General features: G+C 61.1%; 15 protein-coding genes and 4 pseudogenes. 11 read left to right on the plus strand and 8 right to left on the minus strand.

Annotated features, from left to right (window positions below):
- The first annotated feature begins 299 nt into the window (after window positions 1-299).
- The 8 genes from V5B59_RS07715 (at window position 300) to V5B59_RS07750 (ending at window position 10,515) form a co-directional block, all read left to right on the plus strand.
- Entirely contained in the window at window positions 300-1,529 is a 1,230-nt protein-coding gene (locus V5B59_RS07715) for a TolC family protein (RefSeq protein WP_308240118.1), read from the plus strand.
- Window positions 1,526-2,962: an efflux RND transporter periplasmic adaptor subunit gene (locus V5B59_RS07720; RefSeq protein WP_169070499.1), complete on the plus strand. Its 1,437-nt coding sequence runs from the start codon at window positions 1,526-1,528 to the stop codon at window positions 2,960-2,962. The genes V5B59_RS07715 and V5B59_RS07720 overlap by 4 nt, the downstream gene beginning before the upstream one ends.
- Window positions 2,963-2,986: 24 nt before the next feature.
- Window positions 2,987-6,118, plus strand: a complete 3,132-nt coding sequence (locus V5B59_RS07725; RefSeq protein WP_169070500.1) for an efflux RND transporter permease subunit — start codon at window positions 2,987-2,989, stop codon at window positions 6,116-6,118.
- A 706-nt stretch (window positions 6,119-6,824) separates the two neighbouring features.
- Window positions 6,825-7,067 carry a hypothetical protein gene (locus V5B59_RS07730; RefSeq protein ID WP_169070501.1) on the plus strand — a complete coding sequence of 81 codons (243 nt, stop codon included), beginning with the start codon at window positions 6,825-6,827 and terminating at the stop codon, window positions 7,065-7,067.
- 155 nt (window positions 7,068-7,222) lie between these two features.
- Complete coding sequence (locus V5B59_RS07735; RefSeq protein WP_332351750.1) at window positions 7,223-8,287, plus strand: ATP-dependent nuclease; 1,065 nt, start codon at window positions 7,223-7,225, stop codon at window positions 8,285-8,287.
- A 133-nt stretch (window positions 8,288-8,420) separates the two neighbouring features.
- On the plus strand, window positions 8,421-9,212 hold the full coding sequence (locus tag V5B59_RS07740) for a hypothetical protein (RefSeq protein WP_169070502.1): 792 nt from the start codon (window positions 8,421-8,423) through the stop codon (window positions 9,210-9,212).
- 106 nt (window positions 9,213-9,318) lie between these two features.
- Complete coding sequence (locus V5B59_RS07745) at window positions 9,319-9,792, plus strand: hypothetical protein (protein WP_034919268.1); 474 nt, start codon at window positions 9,319-9,321, stop codon at window positions 9,790-9,792.
- 75 nt (window positions 9,793-9,867) lie between these two features.
- Window positions 9,868-10,515 carry a hypothetical protein gene (locus tag V5B59_RS07750; RefSeq protein ID WP_034919265.1) on the plus strand — a complete coding sequence of 216 codons (648 nt, stop codon included), beginning with the start codon at window positions 9,868-9,870 and terminating at the stop codon, window positions 10,513-10,515.
- Between the two features lie 186 nt (window positions 10,516-10,701).
- Here the strand turns inward: V5B59_RS07750 and ltrA are convergent, their stop codons facing one another.
- Window positions 10,702-12,039 carry a group II intron reverse transcriptase/maturase gene (gene ltrA / locus V5B59_RS07755; RefSeq protein WP_332351545.1) on the minus strand — a complete coding sequence of 446 codons (1,338 nt, stop codon included), beginning with the start codon at window positions 12,037-12,039 and terminating at the stop codon, window positions 10,702-10,704.
- Between the two features lie 537 nt (window positions 12,040-12,576).
- On the opposite strand from ltrA, the gene V5B59_RS07760 reads away from it, so the two are divergent.
- A complete protein-coding gene (locus V5B59_RS07760) occupies window positions 12,577-13,431 on the plus strand; it encodes a transposase (protein WP_169070503.1) in 855 nt (284 codons plus the stop codon).
- Window positions 13,432-13,790: 359 nt separating this feature from the next.
- On the opposite strand, the pseudogene V5B59_RS07765 reads toward V5B59_RS07760, so the two are convergent.
- From V5B59_RS07765 to V5B59_RS07780, 4 genes and pseudogenes are all read right to left on the minus strand, one after another.
- Window positions 13,791-14,006, minus strand: a pseudogene (locus V5B59_RS07765) (type II toxin-antitoxin system VapC family toxin); the annotation flags it as partial.
- Between the two features lie 96 nt (window positions 14,007-14,102).
- Window positions 14,103-14,318 (minus strand): type II toxin-antitoxin system VapC family toxin, encoded by a 216-nt coding sequence (locus tag V5B59_RS07770; protein WP_169070504.1) that lies wholly within the window; start codon window positions 14,316-14,318, stop codon window positions 14,103-14,105.
- Window positions 14,318-14,545, minus strand: coding sequence for an AbrB/MazE/SpoVT family DNA-binding domain-containing protein (locus V5B59_RS07775; RefSeq protein ID WP_034914363.1), 228 nt, complete (start codon window positions 14,543-14,545; stop codon window positions 14,318-14,320). The genes V5B59_RS07770 and V5B59_RS07775 overlap by 1 nt, the downstream gene beginning before the upstream one ends.
- Window positions 14,546-14,959: 414 nt before the next feature.
- Window positions 14,960-15,091, minus strand: a complete 132-nt coding sequence (locus V5B59_RS07780; RefSeq protein ID WP_332351751.1) for a hypothetical protein — start codon at window positions 15,089-15,091, stop codon at window positions 14,960-14,962.
- A 411-nt stretch (window positions 15,092-15,502) separates the two neighbouring features.
- Between V5B59_RS07780 and V5B59_RS07785 the strand changes: the two are divergent.
- Both V5B59_RS07785 and V5B59_RS07790 read left to right on the plus strand, forming a co-directional pair.
- Window positions 15,503-15,832: pseudogene (locus V5B59_RS07785) on the plus strand (efflux RND transporter permease subunit); the annotation flags it as partial.
- 264 nt (window positions 15,833-16,096) lie between these two features.
- Window positions 16,097-16,681, plus strand: a complete 585-nt coding sequence (locus V5B59_RS07790) for a Uma2 family endonuclease (RefSeq protein ID WP_169070507.1) — start codon at window positions 16,097-16,099, stop codon at window positions 16,679-16,681.
- 348 nt (window positions 16,682-17,029) lie between these two features.
- Here V5B59_RS07790 and V5B59_RS26175 read toward each other — a convergent pair.
- From V5B59_RS26175 to V5B59_RS07805, 3 genes and pseudogenes are all read right to left on the minus strand, one after another.
- Window positions 17,030-17,664, minus strand: a pseudogene (locus tag V5B59_RS26175) (transposase); the annotation flags it as partial.
- A 546-nt stretch (window positions 17,665-18,210) separates the two neighbouring features.
- A pseudogene (locus V5B59_RS26180) lies at window positions 18,211-18,477 on the minus strand (transposase); the annotation flags it as partial.
- Window positions 18,478-18,973: 496 nt separating this feature from the next.
- Entirely contained in the window at window positions 18,974-21,637 is a 2,664-nt protein-coding gene (locus V5B59_RS07805; RefSeq protein ID WP_169070510.1) for a bifunctional acetate--CoA ligase family protein/GNAT family N-acetyltransferase, read from the minus strand.
- Window positions 21,638-21,691 lie beyond the last annotated feature (54 nt).

Here is a 21,691-nt window from a genome sequence, read left to right on the forward strand (position 1 = left end):
CCGTTCTCCATTGCCCATTCCTGCCAATGGCGCATTTTGTGCCGTATGATCAGACTTTCGCCGGACATTACCGAAATGTAATCTTCGCGTCAGCGTCCCGTTGGGAAGGCTTCCCCATACTGCGCCACGCGCCTCGCAAGCGGGGTATTTGCCAAGAGCCCACTGGAGGGACAAGCTGCGACCGGTGCAATGACGATCGTGATCATCCGATGGACACGGCATCATCGACAGGAACCATTCAAGCATTGGGAGGCGGTATGCGAGGAGGCAAGCCCACGAAGACATTCGCCTGCTGCTTGATGCTGAGTCTGGCAACACCTGCCCTGTCGCAGGAGGTCGCCATCGGCGGAACGGTCGAGAGCCTGCTCGAATTCGCCAAAGTTCGCAATCCCGAATACGCTGCCATGCAGGCGGAAGCGGACGCGGCGGCGGAACGGGTGACACCGGCAGGCGCCCTGCCCGACCCGAAGTTCAGGATGGAATTGCGGGACATCACCCACTCCGGTGAGCAGAACCCGACGCTCTCCCCGAGCCGTGTCGGCAGCACGAAGTACCTGCTGTCGCAGGATCTTCCCTGGTTCGGCAAACGCGATCTGAAACGCGAGGTGGCGGAATTCGAAGCAGCGAGTGCCAGAGGACGCGCCTTCGGAACCTGGTCGGAAATCGCCGCCAGAATCAAGACGACCTACGCCCAATGGTACTACGTCCAGCGCAATGAGCGCCTGACGCAGGAAATCCTCGACCTGATGCGGCGCCTCGAAAAAATCCTCCAGACACGCTACACAAACGGTCTGGCGACCCTGCAGGACCTCATTCGTGCGCAGGTCGAGCAGACGAGGCTGCGCAGCGAACTGGTGGCCCTGGAAACCGAGCAGCACCACCTGCGCACGCGCCTGAACGCCTTGCTCGCCCGGCCCGCAACGGCACCGCTGGCAGCACCGGAAAAGCTGCGCCCGCTGCCGCCACCGGCGCGGCTCGATTACGCCACACTCGAAGAACGTGTCCGCCTCCGTAACCCGCTGCTGGCGGCCGAAGCCGGCAAACTCCAGGCAGCGGAAAAAAACCGGGAACTCACCTACAAAAACCGTTACCCGGATTTCACCATCAGCGCCGGGCCGATCCAGTATCAGAGTGCGATCCGGGAATGGGATGTGATGGTCGAAATGAACATTCCGCTGCAGCAATCCTCGCGACGCGCACAGGAACGCGAATCGGAGGCGATGCTGTCGGCGGCGCGCGCGCGCCGGGAAGCGAGCACCAACCAGGTGCTTGCCGATCTGGCGGAGAATCTGGCCGCCATCGACGGTGCGCGCCGCAGCGAAGCCCTGGCCAGCAATGACCTGCTGCCCGAGGCCGAGCTGACCTTCAGGGCCGCGCTCGCCGGCTACGAGAACGGCAAGCTCGATTTCGCGATGCTGCTCGATGCGCAGCGGCAGATTCGGCAGGCCAGACAGGACCAGATCAGGGCGCAGGCCGAAGGACAGGCCCGCCTGGCGGAAATTGAACGTCTCCTGGGAGAAGATCTATGAAGCAGGGCGCGCGCATTGCAGCCGGAGCTTTGGCGGTCGCCGCGCTGGCAGCCGCCGCGGGCTATTGGGCCGGCAAGCGGAATACCCCCGGCCATCCGGAAGCAACTCACCAGACTGCCGCCACTGCCGGCGGGCCGGCGGCGAAAGAGCGCAGGGTTCTCTATTACCGCAACCCCATGGGCCTGCCCGACACCTCGCCGACACCGAAGAAAGACTCCATGGGAATGGACTACGTTCCGGTCTATGCGGACGAAGCCGACGAGGGGGCGGGCGCAGCGAAGCAGCTCAGGATCAGCACCGAAAAGGTTCAGAAGCTCGGCGTCAGAACCGAGACCGTCCGCCTGCGCTCGCTCGACCGGATCGTTCGTGCGGTCGGTCGCATCGAGCCCGACGAACGCCGCCAGTATGCGATCGCCCCCAAGTTCGAGGGCTACGTCGAGCGCCTGCAGGTCAATGTGACCGGTCAGATGGTCGGCAAGGGCCAGGTGCTGTTTGAAGTCTACAGCCCGGAACTGGTCTCTGCCCAACGCGAATACGTGCTCGCCACGCATGCGGCGGAATCGCTGCACCCGGCCGGCAGCGAAGCCCGCAGCAGCATGCAGCAACTGGCTGCGGCGAGCCTCACGCGCCTGAAAAACTGGGACATCTCCGACGAGCAGCTCAAGGCCCTGGCCAGTTCCGGAGACTCCCGGCGCACGCTCAGCTTCCGCTCGCCGGTTGCCGGCGTCGTGACCGAGAAGAAGGCCGTGCAGGGCATGCGTTTCATGCCGGGTGAAACGCTCTATCAGGTGGCCGATCTGTCTACGGTCTGGGTGATCGCCGACGTCTTCGAGCAGGACATCGGGATGGTAAAAGCCGGTGCGCCGGCCAGGATCAAGGTCAACGCCTACCCGGAGCAGGTTTTCGAGGGGACCATCCGCTACATCTATCCGACGCTCAAGGCGGAAACCCGCAGCGTTCCGGTCCGCGTCGAACTGAGCAATCCGGGAATGCTGCTCAAACCCGGCATGTTCGCCCAGGTCGAGCTGGCGATGGCCGCCAGGGGCCAGGTGCTGACCGTGCCGGTCTCGGCGGTGATCGACAGCGGCACGCGCCAGATCGTTCTGGTGCAGCTCGCTGAGGGTCGCTTCGAGCCGCGCGAAGTGAAGCTCGGGGCCCGCAGCGATGACCAGGTCGAGGTACGCGAAGGGGTGCGCGCTGGCGAGCAGGTGGTGGTCGCCGCCAACTTCCTGATCGACGCCGAAAGCAACCTCAAGGCGGCTGTCGGCGGTTTCGCCCAGGCGCAGCCCCCGGCCGGCGAAACCACCGCCAGGACGGCCCCGGCAAGCACGGGACACCGGGCGGAAGGCCAGGTCGATTCGGCAAGCAGGCCCGAGGCCAGCACCGGAACCGCGGCGCAGGCCAATCCGCACGCGGCGCACGCCGGCCACTGACGGCAACCCACGGAGCCCTTCGCCATGCTGGCCAAACTCATCGACTGGTCGAGCAGGAACCGTTTCCTGGTCCTGCTGGCCACCCTGTTCGTCATCGTCGGCGGCATCGTCGCCATCCTCAGGACGCCGCTCGACGCACTGCCCGACCTCTCGGACGTGCAGGTCATCGTATACACCGAATACCCCGGCCAGGCGCCACAGGTGGTCGAAGACCAGGTCACCTATCCGCTGACCACGGCGATGCTGTCGGTGCCGAAAGCGAAGGTCGTGCGCGGCTTCTCGTTCTTCGGCGCGTCCTTCGTGTACCTCATCTTCGAGGACGGTACCGACATCTACTGGGCGCGCTCACGCGTGCTCGAATATCTCAACTTCGCGTCCAGCCGCATGCCCAGGGGGGTGACGCCGCAGATCGGCCCGGACGCGACCGGCGTCGGCTGGGTCTATCAGTACGCGCTGCTCGGCAAAGACAGGAGCCTCGCCGAGTTGCGCAGCATCCAGGACTGGTATCTGCGCTACCAGCTCAGCAAGGCGCATGGCGTCGCCGAAGTCGCATCGATCGGCGGTTTCGTTCAGACCTACCAGGTGACGGTCGATCCGGTCAAGCTGCGCGCTTACGGTGTGCCGCTGCGGAAGGTCGTGCAGGTCATCCGCGATTCCAACCGCGACGTCGGCGGCCGCGTCGTCGAAATGGCCGAAACCGAGTACATGGTGCGCGGCAAGGGCTACCTGCGCGGCATCGGCGACCTCGAAGCGCTGGTGGTCAAGAGCGACCAGGGGACGCCGGTACTGATCCGCGACATCGCGCGTGTCGAACTGGCGCCCGACGAGCGGCGCGGCCTGACCGAACTCAATGGCGAAGGCGAGGTGGTCTCCGGCATCGCCATGGCGCGCTACGGCCAGAATGCCCTCGAAGTGATCCACAACCTGAAAACCAGGATCGCCGAACTCGGCTCCGGCCTGCCCGAAGGGGTGACGGTACAAACCGTCTACGACCGCTCCGAACTCATCCACCGCGCCATCGCCACCCTCAAGAGAACGCTGATCGAGGAATCGCTGATCGTTGCGCTGGTCTGCATCGTTTTCCTGCTGCATGTGCGCAGCGCGCTGGTGGCGATCCTGATGCTGCCGGTCGGCGTGCTCATCGCCTTCATCGCCATGCGCCTGCTCGGCATGAACTCCCATCTGATGAGCCTCGGCGGCATCGCCATCGCCATCGGGGCGATGATCGATGCCGCCATCGTCATGATCGAGAACGCCCACAAGCACCTGGAGCGGCTGCCAGCGCAGCATTCCCGACAGGATCGCGCTGCCGCCATGCTGCTGGCGTGCCAGGAAGTGGGACCGGCGCTGTTCTTCTCGCTGCTGATCATCACCGTTTCCTTCCTGCCGGTCTTCAGCCTGGAGGGCCAGGAGGGGCGGCTGTTCTCGCCGCTCGCCTTCACCAAGACCTTTGCCATGGCCGGCGCGGCGATCCTGTCGGTGACGCTGGTGCCGGTGCTGATGCTGGGGCTGATCCGCGGCCGCATCCTGCCGGAAGCGAGAAATCCGGTGAACCGCGCGCTGATCTGGGGCTACCGGCCGATCATCGCCGGCGTCATGCGCTGGAAGAAGCTGACCATCCTGGCCGCGCTGCTGGTCCTCGGCATTTCGATCTACCCGGCTTCCAGGCTCGGTTCCGAGTTCATGCCGACGCTCAACGAAGGCACGCTGTTCTACATGCCGACTTCGCTGCCGGGAATGTCGATCACCAAGGCGGCCGAGCTGCTGCAGACCCAGAACAAGATCATCCAGAGCTTCCCCGAGGTCGAGTCGGTCTTCGGCAAGGCCGGGCGCGCCAACACGGCAACCGACCCGGCGCCGACCGAGATGTTCGAGACGGTGATCAACCTCAAGCCGGAATCCGAATGGCGCGCCGGCATGACCACCGACCAGCTGATCGCCGAACTCGACCGGGCCCTGCAGTTCCCCGGCGTCGCCAACGCCTGGACGATGCCGATCAAGGCGCGCATCGACATGCTCTCCACCGGCATTCGCACGCCGATCGGCATCAAGGTCTTCGGCAAGGATCTCGACGAGATGGAAAAGCTCGCCAAGGCCATCGAGACGGTCGTCAAAGCCGTGCCCGGTACGACCAGCGCCTTTGCCGAGCGCATCACCGGCGGCTTCTACCTCAACATCGAACCCGACCGGCAGCAACTGGCGCGCTATGGTCTGGCGATCGGCGACCTGCAGGAGGTCATCGGCACGGCGCTCGGCGGCGAGATGGTGACCACCACCGTCGAGGGGCGCGAACGCTTCGGCGTCAGCGTTCGCTACCCGCGCGAACTGCGTTCCGATCCGCAGCAGATCGCGCGTGCCGTGCTGGTGCCGACGATGGACGGCGCCATGGTGCCGCTCGGCCAGGTAGCCCGCGTCGAGGTGACGAAAGGCGCCCCGGCCATCCGCACCGAGAACGCCCTCCTCTCGGCGTATATCTTCGTCGACATCCGCGACCGCGACATCGGCGGTTACGTCGCCGACGCCAAGAAAGCGGTGGCGGAACAGGTCAAGTTCCCGCCCGGCACCTACATTACCTGGAGCGGCCAGTTCGAGTACATGGAGCGCGCCATCGAGAAGATGAAGATCGTCATCCCGCTGACGCTGCTGCTGATCTTCCTGTTGCTCTACCTCAACTTCAGGCGCCTGACCGAAACGCTGATCGTCCTGCTGTCGGTGCCGTTCGCGCTGGTCGGCGGCGTCTGGCTGATGTGGGGGCTAGATTATCACCTGTCGGTCGCGGTTGCCGTCGGCTTCATCGCGCTGGCCGGCGTCGCGGCGGAGACAGGCGTGGTGATGCTGATCTATCTCGACCATGCCTGGCAAGCGGTCAAGGAGAGCTGCCGCGCCGCCGGGCGGGAACCGGGGGTCGCCGACCTCTACGCAGCGGTGATGGAAGGCGCCGTCGAGCGGGTGCGGCCGAAGATGATGACCGTCGTCGCGATCATGGCCGGCCTGCTGCCGATCCTGTGGGGCACCGGCACCGGTTCCGAGGTGATGAGCCGCATCGCCGCGCCGATGGTCGGGGGGATGATTTCGTCGACCGTGCTGACGCTGGCGGTGATTCCGGCGATCTATGCGCTGGTCCAGGAATGGCGGCTGCGGCGCGAGATCGAGTAGTTCGGCTTCCTGGCACGGCAATGCCGCGCCACCCCTGGCGTTCACCAGACCGGCCATGCCGGTGGCTACCGTGGCTGACGCCGACAGGCAGCAGGCAGGCATTTCTCGTCGACCGATTTGCCGAGTGTCTCGGCAGCGGCCCTTCCGCCGGTTATATGGTGCGGGGGCAGAACCCCATCGTCCTTGACGAACGGAGCGAACCTCAAACTGGCGGTCTATCGCGAACCCATCGACGGGCAATACCGCCGAATGCACAAGCCCACGATCTCCGAAAAAGTAGCACCGCTGTGGGTGCCGGGGGTCCGGGTTGCGTTGACGGACGTTCTGGCGTGAAGGAAATTACGAGGCGTTGGGGGAGCGACTGCGAATAAGACAAGGGCGGTGGAGTGCCTACACCAGCGCGCAGCGCTTTAGTTCAACGTCAACGCTCAGGCGACGGCCGCGGCTTCTTGCGGCCGCTCGCCTGGAACGAATGGTTGGGCATGGATGCATGATTTCAAGACATGACCCCGCGGCTTGTGCGTGACCCCGCGGCTTTGTGACCCCGCGGCTTTGGGCGGATGGCCCATGGCACTGAGTGGGGCGGGATTCGGATAACTTTTAAAGGGCCACTGGGGCGAAATTCGAGATTGACACCCCTTGATGGAGGCTCATACACTCTTGAGGGTGCCGTTGGATTTTCTATCCTTTGCAAGGAGGCTTGACCATGAGCGACAACGTTGACAATCTGGTTCTTGAGCACTTGCGCGCCTTGCGGGGTGGACAGGACCGCATCGAAAGCGAGTTGCGGGAGGTCGCCGCCCGGCTTACCAGCCTGGAAGCGAGCACTGCCGCTGGCCGACGCGATAGCGCGCACAACTACGAGGAAATCATCCGGCAACAGTCAAGTATCGATCAGATCAAGGCGCGAATTGACCGGATTGAAAGACGGCTGGAAATCGCGGGTTGAAGAAATCACCGATCGGGCAATAAGAAAAGACAAGTAGGATGTCCACTTCACGTTAGCCCGCACCAAGGCGCGGGCCAAACGTCGATAGCTTCCGGACTACGAAGCCAACACAACGATGGCGAGTTCCAGAGAACGGTCCGAAGCGTGATGTTTTCTTGTTAGATATTGCTAGGACGCTTCCTCTTGACGCATCAGTCGGCTACGCCAAGATTGCTCGCTTGGCTGCGGCCGAGATTGAAAGCGCGGAAATCAATGACGCCTTTCGGGAGAGGTTATCGCACGTACTAGGCCGTAATTACAAGAAGGCCCGGTTCGCGACCTCCGACGTGGATAAGAACCGACAGATAGGGCTTCTCGAGCGTGAGTGGGGCGAACTGTCACAGTTTCATCAAGGCGCGGGAGAAGACGCAACATTGGATCTTTTTCGTACGCTGCAAGGGATACCTGAAAACTCGCTACTACTCATCGACGAAGTTGAAGCTTCGCTGCATCCGAGAGCCCAAAGGCGGCTTGTTCGGTTTCTTCTATGGCTCGCCCGTCAGCGCCGCATCCAGGTTGTGCTATCCACGCATAGCCCATACGTCCTGCAGGAGTTGCCGCAGGAAGCTCGAATACTGCTTCTGCCAGGCCCGCAGGGGCTAAGCGTTGTGTATGGTGTGTCGGCTGAGTTTGCAATGAGCCGCCTTGACGATGAGGTTCACCCAGAAGTTCATCTCTTCGTTGAAGATCGCGAGGCTGAAGTTCTACTACGCGAAATACTTGCCTCTACCGAAGAAACGGGAAAGCTATTACACCGCGTCGCAATTAATCCCGTTGGCCCAGCTAATGTTGTGGCTATGCTTGGTGCCTTAGGGAAGACCGGAAAGCTACCGTATCGCTCGGCGGCCATAGTCGATGGCGATCATGTCGACGCAAATTGTTTATCGTTGCCAGGTACGCTCGCACCGGAGCGCATGGTTTATGCCGAACTGAAAGCGAAGGGTTGGCCAAACCTATCGCAGCGCTTCGGCATAGGTGCTGGGACACTGCTTACAGCGTTAGAAGATGCGATGCTTGAGCCGGACCACCATAAGTGGAATGCGAAGGTAGGGGACCAGATTCTGAAAAGTTCGGTCAGCGTATGGGAAGTGCTTGCCAATGAATGGTGCAGGTCGTGTCTCGACCCCGAGAAACGCAAGAACCTCGCCGAAGCAATTACCGCAACCGCAGATGCCGGCTAACCCATCAATCCACCGGACGCTGCGCAATGAAGCCGCGCAGCGCCGGTGATTTCAAACGTTACGCGTCGATACATGCGCACCTCGAACGCATGCCGAAAGAGATCTATTTCCACATTAGTTGGTATGGGTAATCATGAAATCACCTATTGTGTTCCACCTAACGCGTTGGGGCTCAGCCTTTCTAGCTGCAATAGTCCCGCAGCTCGCCAATGCGCAGATAAGTATCGAAGCGCAAACGAAAGGCCTTGACGCCATTGCGGATTTCGCTGAGCGTATGTGCGCGAAGATTCCACTTACAGGCAGTAGCGCAACTGTCGAGCTTTCTGGCCAGGCCAAGGCGGAGCTAAGCAAGCTATTGAAGAAGCTGGCCGATGCAGGCATTGGAGGCGCAGCAAAGTATCAGACTTTTGAGTATGAAAATGTACTGCAGAAGGATCTATTGCATGCCGTCAGAATGAGTCAGGATTGCCGAATCACAATATTCAAGGACTTGAACAGCAAGCTGATTCCTTCACCGAGAGCAGAACCTCCGGGTCCCTTGCCGCAGCCGAGAGTACCTTCGAGGAGCAGATCGTGCGCACCGCAATGGCAGACGTGTGTCGGTTTTGAAAACCTTGCTGGGTTATGGCGAGGCAAGATCCCGCACGGGCCAATCCTCTCGGTTGTCGTCGAACCACAAGAAGGTGCCGACGTATACGCGTCACTCGCCATTGAGAAGCAAAAATGCCAGGCGACGCTAAAGCTAAGTTATGTCAATGACAACATGCTTACCACGTCAGAGTTTTTCTTCAAGCCAGTTCGGGTCACATCTGCATGCCCGAGCATAGAGTCCATCGTCCTTACGCCTTCGCCAACAACGTCCTGGTTCAATCTGAACAAGCCGGATGGAAACCAACTTACTTTTGTCATCAACAAGAAGATTTAAGGTTCAGCGCCTAACCCGCGCTTGCAGGGGACCGACGCCCAGCGGCGCTTCGCTGGGCGTCGGTCCCTGAAGCTACACGTTAGACGCGCAATACAAGGAACCAACCATGCCCGACGTCCAAAGCCAAAAATCACCTGAAGAAGCGGAGCGCGACGCGCAGGCAATGGCGCGGTTCAGCGCTGCGCTGACGGCCCGTGCCAAGAGCCTGGAAATGCTCTATGACTATACGAAGTTCCACATTGGTGTGTATCTAACGCTCACCGCTTCGTACATCACAGTTGCCTCCGTGAAGGTGGTAGACCACAGAGGCCAGCCCTTCGAGTTCCTCAAGACCGAGCACCACTTGGTCGGCTTGGCTGTACTCTGCTTCTTGCTCGCCGGCTTTGCAGGTGGTGTCATCGTCAGCAGCATTACCCAATTTGCAGGAGGAAGCAGCAAGGACTTCCTCGAAACGCAGATCGGACCCTGGAACGCCAAAGCAATACATTTCTCTGGAACGACCTGGGCTTACATTGAACACACTTCCTTTTGGGCTGGTCTCCTGTTGGCCATCGCCTCTATCCTTGTGCCGCGCGTCTAACTCTTCGTTCAAGCGGACGCCTGACGGCGCCACTTAACTCAAACGTTATGCATCTGAGCCGTGGAGCATCGACCGATGAATGAGCTCAACGTTTTCGTCAGCGTCGGCGGTACTGCGACAGAACAGCAGGAGGCGTTCGTCCGCGCTGTGGAGGATCGACTCCGGAGCGAGGGCCTCATCCCGCACACGGTTGGCCGAAATGCCTTTAGTGCCGACGCCCCGTTGAAGACGGTGACCGAGTTGCTGGACCGGTGCTCAGGCACCATCGTGATCGCCCTGGAACGCTCATACTTTGCTTCCGGGACGGAGAAGCGTGGTGGCCCCAAGGAGATCGCTCTGGCCGACGTCAAGCTGCCCACTCCGTGGAATCAGGTTGAGGCAGCCATGACCTACGCCCGCGGTCTCCCATTGATGGTTGTTGTCGAAGCAGGCCTCAAGAGCGAGGGTCTACTCGAGCGTGGTTATGACTGGTACGTGCAATGGGTGAAGCCAGAAGCCGCCGCTCTAAGTACCAACGAATTCAACGGTGTGTTGGCGAGTTGGAAGAAGAAGATGATCGAGGCGCCCAAGAAGACTTCCACTTCAAAGATGCCCGCGGATCTCACAGTTGCCGAGCTAGTCGGCGGTCTAAAGCCAGTCCAGTTGTGGAGCGTCCTTGTGGCTCTATCGGCGATCGTTGCGGGCGCATTCGCGCTCGGCGGAAAGCTCTTCGGTGGTCCGTAGATGCATAATTCACGTTAGCCGTCAAGGAAACCAGATGCTGCAACGCCTAATCACGCAGTGGGTATATGGGGGCGGGTCACCAAGGCCGGGGTCACAAGGCCGGGTAGAGTAGAGGACAGGCTTTCGCCTGCCCTCCCTCATCAAACCGTGCATGCGATTTTCCCGCACACGGCTTTCCGATGCTCTTCACGCCACGGCATGCGCCGAGTTCCAGCCCGCCTTCGTAGGAACTTTGTATAGCCCGTAGCGCCCGTAGAGATGAGCACTTGGAAACCGGCGGAAACCAGTTCCTCGGTCCTTCACCTGATGACGCTTCATCAAATGGGTTCGCAACCGGTCTTCCGCGTGGTATCTGACTTTGCTCATCGCCAGACTTGAGTTTCGATAGTGGAAGTAGTTTGCCCAGCCTCGCAGGCTGCGGTTGACGTTTCCCACGATATCTCTCAAGGGGATGGGGGTCAGTTTCCGGCCCGTGAGTTCCGTCAGCCTCGCCTTGATTTTCTTCAGCGATTTGTCTGCTGGCCGGACATTCGGGTACGGTTTTCCAGTCTTGGCCCCTCGACTCATCTGAATCGTGAAACCCAGGAAGTTGAAGCTTGCTTGGGTGGCGTCCACGATGTGGGTCTTCGTCTCGTTGAGGCTGAGGTCCAGACGGTCCAGGACATGACGCACCACTTTCAGCGGTTCCTCTACCTCTTTTCGGCACAGGATGACAAAGTCGTCCGCGTAACGCACGAGATGTGCGGATAGCTTGCCCTTCAGGTGCTGCCGTTGCCATATTCGGTCGAGAATATGCAGGTAGCAGTTGGCCAAGAGCGGGGAGATCACGCCGCCCTGCGGCGTGCCTTTGCGATTGGCTTTTCCACCACCTACGGTCTTCTTCACTCCGTTGTCGTCTTCGCCGATGACCGGGGCTTTGAGCCATTGCTTGATGAGGTGCAGAATCCCCCCATCGACAACACGCTCGGCCACCACGGCCAGTAGCTTGGCATGCGGAATGCTATCGAAGTACTTTGATAGATCGGCGTCTATGACTTGAGTGTAGCCGGCCCATAACGTGTGGGCGATGTCATCCACGGCATCGTGGGCCGACCTCCTGGGCCGGAATCCGTACGAGTGCTCACAGAAGTCGGCTTCAAAGATCGGTTCGATGATGAGTTTCACCGCCATTTGTGCGACCCGATCGCGGAGCGTCGGTATCCCAAGCGGGCGCTGACTGCCATCCGCTTTGGGAATCATGACGCGCCTTACCGGCTGGGCGCGGTAGGTCTTGTCTTTCAGATCACGGGCCAGGTCCCGCAGAAACGTCTCTACCCCGATTCCGCTCTCGATGGCCTCGAAGCTGATCCCATCCATACCGGGACTGCCTCGGTTCGACCGGACAAGCCGCCAGGCATGACTGAGGATGTCTTCCCGGTAGAGCTTGTCGTAAAGCGCGTAAAAGCGATAGGCTGGTTCTTGCTTGGCCTTGGCATACAGCTTCCTCTGTAGCGTCCTGATCGTGTCCGGGGTGGTTAGCGACATGGCAATCCCTCGATCCTCCGCTCTTCGGTTGCACGAACAAAGTAGGGTCCCTTCCCTCGTCCGGGGTTATGTTGTCCCACGAACTCAGACGGTACTATGAACCCCTCCGACTCCCGCCTGCAGCCGCTGCGCTTTCGTTGCCTTATACGCAGCAGTCGGTGGTCTCCCCACCTCCGCAGACGGGCCTCCAGCACTGGGCAGTAAGTCTTCAAGAACATGCCATCCCTGCTACCCCGGGAGTCGATTGACGCCACTTCCGTTATTCCAGCGCCCATCCAACGGCCTTCCCCTTCTGACCACAGGGTCGGCTCCTCCACATAATTTACGAGGCTACTCATAGGTTCACTTGCGTTACGGCCTGCTCTCTTGCTGTTGGAAACTCACGACCCCGTGTCGCCACGGCGCCGCTTCCTCATGCTACCGGGGCGTACGGACAACTCCCCAGACGGGACTTAAACCCGCTAGACTTGCTGCTGTTACTGCGAACGGTCAGGTCTAACATTACAACACAAGACGAAAAGATGCTACGCTTGGCGTATGGCTAGACCGCTAAGGCTCGAATTCTCTGGGGCCGTTTATCATGTCACGTCGCGCGGGGATCGAAGGGAAGAGATTTTCCTAAACGATGCGGACCGCATCGACTGGCTGGATGTGCTGGGCGTTGTTTGCGCGCGCTTCAACTGGGTCGTGCACGCCTTCTGTCAGATGACCAATCACTATCACCTGCTGCTGGAGACGCCGGATGGCAATTTGTCGCTCGGGATGCGGCATTTGAACGGCCTCTACACGCAGCGTTTCAACCGCCGCCACGGCCTGGTTGGGCACCTCTTTCAGGGGCGCTACAAGGCGATCCTGGTGCAGAAGGAAGTCTACCTGCTGGAACTGACTCGTTATGTGGTCCTGAATCCGTTGCGCGCCGGGATGATCGTTTCGCTTGATGATTGGCCCTGGAGCAGCTTTCCGTTCGTTGTCGGCCGGGAAACTCCGCCACCATGGCTGGATGTGGACTGGCTGCTACGGCAGTTTGCTCCGGAGCGCGACGAGGCTCGCCGCTCTTATGTGGAGTTTCTGCTGGCTGGCAGGGGTTTGCCGAGTCCCGTTCTCGAAGCCTGCCAGCAGTTGGTGCTGGGCGATCGCGCTTTCGTGGAACGGCATTGCCAGAAAGGTATTCCGGAGCAATTGCGCGAGGTCTCGAAGGCTCATAGGCGCGCAGTGGCTTTACCGCTCGATGAGTACGCGATGCGCTACCCCGAGCGAGATCTCGCCATGGCTCTGGCCTACCAGTCCGGTGCCTATACGATGGCGGAAATCGGCCGACATTTCGCGGTGCACTACATGACCGTCAGCCGCGCCGTGCGCAAATACGAACTGCAACAAAGAGTGACAGGGTAGGGCTCGACCGGCTTCTCCGTTGGTGTTCGCACGGAAAGCGTCAAACCGTCGTCCCGCCGAACCGCCCACAGGCGATCGCCAGCCGACGCCGGCTTCAGATCAGGTGTATGCCAAGGCGCAGCGCCAGGTCGACGAATCGATCCCGCTGCGGCGGACTCGCCAGCGGCATCTCGTGCAGAAGGCGCCGGATCGGCGATCCGCGAGGTTAAAGGGGCCAGGCTCGAATAGGGTGCCGTAGCAAGAAATAAGGGGCCACGTTCGCTTTATCCAGCGAAAATCAGGTAAAGAAGTGGGCCTCTTGTTGTCTTTCGGCGCCAAAGGGATCAGCAGACAAAACACGCCTGCCCCTTTGATTTCCACTACGGCATCGAGTCGGGGGCGATCAAGCGTAGCTCGGGAAAGTAGCTGCGATAACGGCGGGCATCCCGGGTGAGCAAGGTCAGCCCGGCAACTTGGGCGTGGGCGCCAATGTAAAAGTCAGGCATCGGGGCGGTTTTGGTCCCGCCTGCACGGCGGTAGGCGACAAAAGCTCGCCCAGCGCGGAATGCCGCCTCCCAGGGAAGGTCAGCGCGCTCCAGCAGCATATCGGACGGATCTTCCCCCCTCGCTCTAATAATTTCAAGCACTTAGCTCATTTGTAGGCATGTAACGGTACTAATGTTTTCAAGCACTTAAACAGCTACGGGGGAAGACCCGTCGGAGAGGATCGAGGCCATCTGCGACTCCGAATCGGCATAGCCGGCCAACTCCGCGTAGATGATGGGGTTGATGAACACCGCGCCATCGTTCGAGGCGGAGATGAGCTGGGCAGCCGACCAGGCGTACCATTGGGAGTCCGGGTCCGCGGCATCGATGATGACGTTGGTGTCGATGAGATAACTTCGCATCAGTCCTCACCCCGGGTTTCGCGCATGATTTCATCGGTGGTCATGCCGCAGCCCTTGAAAGCGCCACGCAGGCGCTCAACGAGTTGCTGGCCGCGTGTTCCTCCCTTGGGCATGAGCCGGACAACACCGTCCTTGAACTCGAACTCCACATCCGTATTCGGCATCAGCCCGGCCTGTTTGCGAATTTCAACGGGAATGGTCACCTGACCCTTGCTGGTGATGCGCATAGTTTTCCCCTTCTTGCTGTAAGCAGTAAGAATAGCACGGCATTACGTCGGCGACCGCGTCGTGGAACGTCTACCGCCGGAGCATTCGCAGCCCGATCGCGCCGGCCACTGGGATTCGCTCATCGTCGCGGCGGCGCTGGCCGCAGGCTGCGCAATCCTTCACTGTGAGGACATGCAGTACGGGCAGGTATTCGAGTTAAGGGGGCCAGGCTCGAATAGGGTGCCGTAGCCTTTGATCGGATGGCTCCAACGGGTCAATGGCGACGTCCAACATCCGCGGCGGGAGACTGACGACCGTATGGCCACAAGTCGCCTCGATCTTCTGAATGTCGGCGCAGATGGCACGGAGGTCGAAATTGAACCTCCGCGCATGTTCAGCGCGATACTTCCGAACTTCGTCAACAATAGGGTCGATCATTCCAGATCTCCAAAGACCTCTTCCGGCGAACACAGTTCGGGGCACTGGTAGCCGTCCCGCTCGATGACCGACCGTATCTTGTGCCGGGTGACCGCGTTGTTGATGTGGGTGAGGTTCCAGGTCACCACGAAGTCCATTCCGTTCAGTGCCGCTATGGCAACGGCATGGCGTCTTCCGCGACTCCGCTGGGATTGCCCTCCTCTCCAGAACCAGCAGCTCGGTCATTCGTCCCGCGTCGTCTCCGACGTGCAACACCGGCAGCCCGTGTATGGCGTCCAGCCGCTGTGCGGCGGCCACCTCGTCACCCTTGCTGGCCTCCAGTACCACCAGCGCCGACACGAAGCACTCGCACTCGGTCAGTAGTCGATCCCATACCTCACGGGTAAGCTCCTGCCGCGCCGCAATAATCAGATCGCGGCTCGGTCTCGCCGTCAGATAGCTGATTACCGTCGTTTCGATGTAGACCCGCGGCTTCATGGGGTTCTTTGCGGTAGGGAGCAAGCATGCCGGGATGAGCAGTTGGCCGGAGTTTACTCCGCGTCGTGATGCTGATCTATCTCGACCATGCCTGGCAAGTGGTCAAGGAAAGCTGCCGCGCCGATAGGCGGGAACCGGGGGTCGCCGACCTCTACGCGGCGGTCATGGAAGGCGCCGTCGAGCGGGTGCGGCCGAAGATGATGACCGTCGTCGCGATCATGGCCGGCCTGCTGCCGATTCTATGGGGCACCGGCACCGGTTCCGAGGTGATGAGCCGCATCGCCGCGCCGATGGTCGGGGGGATGATTTCGTCGACCGTCCTTACCCTGGCGGTGATTCCGGCGATTTATGCGCTGGTCCAGGAGTGGCGGCTGCGGCGCGGGATCGAGTAGTTCGGGTTCCTGGCACGGCAATGCTGCGCCACCCCCGGCGTTCATCAGACTGGCCATGCCGGTGGCTACCGTGGTTCGCACCGACAGGCAGCAGGCAGGCATTTCTCGTCGACCGATTTGCCGAGTGTCTCGGCAGCGGCCCTTCCGCCGGTTAGTCAGAGCCCGCATCACTTGCGGAGGTGGCATTGGATCTCCTATCCTCCTTCCTATCCTTGCTATCCTTTCGCCAATCTGGCGCAAACTACTTCGCAGGAGAAACCAGGCATGGGCTCCATGAGCGAACTGATGGACCGAGCACGACACCGCATCAGCGTCGACGAATATCACAAGATGGCCGACGCGGGTGTACTCAGCCACGAAGAGAGGGTGGAACTGATCGAGGGAGAGATCGTCGACATGGCCCCCATCGGTAGCCAACACGCCTACGTCGTCAACCAATTGGCACGCCTGTTCACGCTCGCCGCCGGCGAAGACGGTTTGGTCAGCACGCAAAACCCGATCCGCCTCAACGATCGCTGCGAACCGCAGCCCGATCTTGCCCTGCTCAAGCCCGGAGACTATATGGCGCACCTCCCCGGCCCAGCGGATGTCCTGTTGATCGTCGAGGTTGCCAGTTCATCTGTCGACTACGATCGCGGCGTGAAACTTGATCTGTACGCGCGCCACGGCATCCCGGAAGTCTGGCTACTCGATCTGACAGGCAATGAATTGCTTGTTTGCCGCGATCCGGAGGGTGGAAAGTATCTATCGATCGCCGGACCGTCGGCGGGAGAGTGTGTCAGGCCGGTGCTGTTGCCCAGGATTGCATGGAGGCTGGCAGAGAGGAAAACGTGGGCTGTCCCCTTTTAATCCTCCTGATCTCGTCCGCCCCGAGTTCGCACCCTTCGCTGCGCGGTGGTGAATCGAGCGACAAGACCTGGTAGAGCGGGTGCTGATAGGCGATGAGGCCGATGCGCATCAGATCGCTGCGCGCCTGGCTCAGACGCGCGGGCGTTAGTCCGGACAAAGAACGCGTTTGATGGTCATTTTTGATCCTCCCCGCCATGATGTCAGTCCCCAGTTGTACCAGCAGCCGTGTGCTTCCAGCAGCCTGTCGGACTTAGGCGGGAAAAGCCAGAATCTTTGGCAGATCGCCTAATTTTTTGTGCAATGAATCTCATTTTTTGGCTAAAGGCGCACCTTTCCTGGGTGTTTTGCTTACTGCAGACGCAATACGGCCATACGCTTCAAATTCCAGGACAGGCAGACGAGGTTCCATTCGCTCTGGGCAGCAGCCAAGCCGCGCATCGAGAACTGACGAAAGCCCATGACCGACTTGATGATGCCGAATACCGGTTCGACGGTTTGTTTGCGCAGGGCATAGAGTTTTCGACGGGCAACCGTCTTCAGGCGATGGGCCATCCTTTGTACCGGCGTGGCGCCATCGGGCAAGGGTGGTGCAAGGGTGGTGGTTGGGTGAACCGCGCCATGGGGTCCGGATGATGGTGCTCCCGCGCTGCCGCAATCATCGGCGTAATCCCTTTGTCTTCACAGGCATTCGCGTTCGTCGTGCGGTGATAGCCGGTATCTGCCGTCAGATCCTTCACTGAACCCAGGCATGCGGGCATCTGGGATAAAGCTTCCAGCATGGGAACGATCTGCTGTTTGTCGTTGGTCGCTTGCGTGACGGTGGTCGCCAAAACCAGCAGGGTGCCTGTCGCCACGGCCGCTTGGGCGTTGTAGCACTGTTCATAGCCACCCCCCGAAACCGGCATGATGCGAGACTCCTCGTCGGCCCAGTTCACTTGGTCGCACGGTCGCGGCCCCGGAACCGGTTCCTTGGGCACACGGGATGTTTTTGCTGGCGCAACTGTTTCAGTGGCCTCTGTCGTCAAAGCTTGCCGCTCGGCCTTTGCCTTCTTCCTGGCCTCGGTAGCTGCGCACTTGGCGGCCTTCTCCGGATAGGCCGCCTCCCAGGCCTTGCGCTTGGCCTCCTTCAGAGCTTCCCTGGCCAGATGCCTGGCCATTTTCTCCTCGTACTCAGCGCGTTCGTGCGCATCGCGCCCCTTCGCACGGAGTTCAATTTTGGCTTTGGCCTCGGCAATGTCGGTGAGTAGATCCTTCCGGCGGCCGATTTCCTTCTGAAAATTCAGCCCCACAGGGAGTTCTTCGTGATCGCTTTCCGCCTTCTTGGCGTCAGCGAGCAACTGCTCTATCTCCTTCTCGATCCGCGCTTCCATTTTCAAGGCGTGGCCGTACGACAACGCCGAATGCTTGCTGCCGTCCACCGCTGCGTCGGGATTCTCCTTGGCCAGGCCCATTTCGTAGGCAAGAACGAGGACTTGCTTGAAAATATCCTTGAACTGCCCCTGGAATCGCTTCCTGAACTCGGCCAGGGAACTGTGATCGGGGTGCGTATTGCCGGCCAGGAAGCGAAAGGGAATTGAATCGTAAGTGGCCGCTTCGATCTTGCGACTGGTAAACGTCCGGCTGACGTAGCCGTAGAGAAGAGCGCCAGGAGCGTTGCCGGGGGATAGGCCTGGCTCCCTTTCCCGGCATACGCTCCCTCGAGTCTGACAGGCTGCTAGCGATGTCATCTTGTAACATACTGCCCATGAAATGAGCGATAAAGCCAATGACAACAGCGGGTTGGCCAAGCCAGACATCTGGTAACGCAGGTGGCAAGATGTCTTGAGACTCTGTAGTGATTTCAACGGGTTGCGCGGGGCAGACCTCTTGTAACGCAATCAGATCTGCCGGCCCTGTCGCCGCTTCCCCTCTCTGGCCTTTCGTCCGTCGCCAATATCCGGGGTGGGCCTCTCGCCATGCCTTCACCCGCGCGACATGCTCGGCACCGCGGAAATAGTTCTGGTTATTGGTTTTGGCCAGCCAGGCGCGATGACTGGCGGCCTGGCTCTCTTTCCGGCAAGCCGGTTCGGAACAGTATTTCTGGTGCCTCGCGTTTCGCGCATCCGCCACGGCAGTTTCGCGCTTACTGCCATGCAGACAGGGCCTCTTGACCGCCAACTTTACGCGGTTTTTCACCGCCAGCAACATGAACTCCAGTTTTCCGATGGGACCGTACGAAAGCGCGCCAGGACGGGGGCGTCGGCGTGCATCGCAGCAATGCGATTTTCCCATTCCTTCCTCTCTCACGACTCGTCACCCTTTCTCGTGCGGGTTCAACGAAAGACACAGATTCAGCGTACCACGATCCGCTCCTGTGGTCATGGTGAAGCCGAGGCTCCGTGCGAGACGCTGCATGCGCAGGTTTCCGTCCAGTGTTTCGCCACGCAATTCGGCGATGCCGCGGTTTCGGCAGTAGCTGACCAGGCATTGCAGCAACAGCCTCCCAAGTCCCCTGCCCTTGATTTCCGAAGCGACAACGATGGCAAAGTCCGCGAACGTACTGCCGGGATCGGCAACGGCCCGCACCTCGCCCAGCGAACGCTCGCTGCCATCACCCCCTCGCTCGATGGCCACCAGGGCCATTTCACGATCGTAGTCGATCTGGGAAAAACGGGCGAGACGGGCACGTGGCAGGCTCTTGATCGAGTCGAAAAAGCGCATCCGGGAATCCTCGGGATCCAGCGAATTGAGCAGTTCGCCGAGCATGCTTTCATCCTCCGGTCGGATCGGCCGGATCAGGAGCCGGCGATCCTGCCAATCCACTTGCTGTTCGAGTTCCTTCGGATAGGGGCCAATCGCGAAGCGGCGATGGCCGAGCCTGCCGGCCGTCTGCTCGAAGCCGATGCGTGCGCCCAGCACGACCACCCCCGAAGCCTCGGCGTGCAGCGGGTCGAGGTCGACGCCAGTCACCTCATCGAGGTCCGTCAGCAGTTGCGAAAGACGAACCAGTGCGTTGCTCACGGCTGCCTGCAGCGCCGGCCGATCCTCTTCCGGGAGTCCCTCGGCAAAACCGCTGCGGGCAACCAGATCGCCGGCCAGCATCAGGTTGAGCGGCGGCAAGGCGACCACCAGGCGGCCTCCGCGAAAGCCCGTGACCGATGCCGGGCCGAGGAAGATCACCGGACCGAACACCGGATCGTCGGCAACACCCAGACGCAGTGCGGGTGCGCCACTACGGGCCGCACTCGGTCGCAGCCGGTAAGCATTGACGCGGCTGCCAGACTGCTGGATGCGCAAACGGCGGCGAAGGTCGCGCGCCGCGATGCGGATCTCTGCCGGCGACCGCAGACCCGACGCGCCCTCCGAAAACTCCACCCCACTGGCAAGCAGCAGAGCGAGATCGATCGGATAGCCGATCGCATCGGCGCAGGCAATCGCCTCGTCGATACTGCCAGCCAGGGGATACTCGCCAACGCTCAGACCGTAGGCCTGCAACAGTCGCTGTGCCTGACGTGCCGATAGCTGGCTTGCGCCGGCCGCCCTCGCTTCGCCGAGGGCGCTGCGGGCGGCCTGCACGTCCGCTGAGAAACCCTCCGCGAGCGATGGCGGCATCTGCATCAGCAAGCGGCGATTGCGCCTGTAGCTGACGACGCCGAGAAAGACCGAAATCGCCATTTCCGGCGACTCATGGCTCAACACGCCTTGCGCCGCCACGATCTGTTGCGCCTCCAGCATTGCGGCTCCGCCAACCCAACAGGTGAAGACGTTGCACTCGCTTTTCCGGGACACCTCGCAGATCGCCGCAGCGACTTCGGCACTGGGTGCAAACGGAGAAGGTGAAAAGACGGTCAGGACATTTTCGGTATGCTCGTCGGCCAGTACGGTCGCCAGCGCGGCTCCCCAGTTCGTCGCCGTGATGTCCGCCGGCAGCGCCAATGGATTGGAGAGCCTCGAACGCGTCTGCAGCAGTTCTTCGAGACGCTTGATGGTAGCAGGCGACAGCTTGCCGAGCTGGCCGCCGGAACGTGTCAGCCTGTCGCCGGCAATCCGCCCCAGGCCATGACCGTTGGCCAGGATGGTCAGACTCTCGCCGCGTAAGCGACGCACCCGCGCCATCGCCTCGACGGCGGCGAACAGGTTCCCGAGCGTATCGATGCGCACCCAGCCTGCGCGACGCAGGGCCGCTTCGTAAACGTCGTCGGCGGCGAATGGTCCGCTCCCCTGCGGTCTGCCCTGCACCGGGCCGCCACGGATGGTCACCACCGGCTTGTTGCGTGCGGCGGCACGCGCCGCCGACATGAACTTGCGCCCGGCCGTCACCTCATCGAACTGCACCAGGATCGACTGCGTGGCGGGGTCTGCCGCCAGCCAGTCGAGCACGTCGGCGAGATCGACATCGAGGCTGGCGCCCAAGTGCAGTACCGTCGAGAAGCCGATTCCCTTGCTATAGGCGCGATCGAGCACGGCCGCCGTCACGGCGGTCGACTGTGCGACCAGAGCAATCTTCCCCGGCTTGATCGAGACGGGGGTCGCGCTGGCGTTCAGCCCTCTGGCCGGCACCACAAGACCGCCGCTGCCAGGCCCGAGAACGCGCATCAGGTACGGCTGGGCTGCTTCGAGAATGGCCTTGCGCGCCGTCGCTATCGCCCCATTGCTCATCTTGTGCCACATCCACGGACCGACGATCACCGCGCGAGTACCGCGCGCGCCGAGTTGAGCGATGATCGAAGGCACCTGTTCCAGTGAGGCGCAAATGATCGCCAGATCGGGGACCACGTCGATTTCGCCGAGGCGGACATCGTCACCCATGAAGAACAGGAAGCGTTTCCTTGCGCTGACCGACATGATCGGACCGCTGAATCCGCCGGCCGCGAGATTGGCCAGCACCACTTCGGCATAGCGACTCGGCTCGTCGGGCTCGGCGACCACCGCCACCGAGGTGGGACGAAAGAGCAATTCAAGGTTTCGGACAGTCATGATTACCTGCGATGGGTGGTCTCGATGTTCGCCAAACACCTCTTCTACGAGAGC

Origin of the sequence: Candidatus Accumulibacter contiguus (assembly GCF_036625285.1) — a bacterium.
GTDB lineage: Bacteria > Pseudomonadota > Gammaproteobacteria > Burkholderiales > Rhodocyclaceae > Accumulibacter > Accumulibacter contiguus.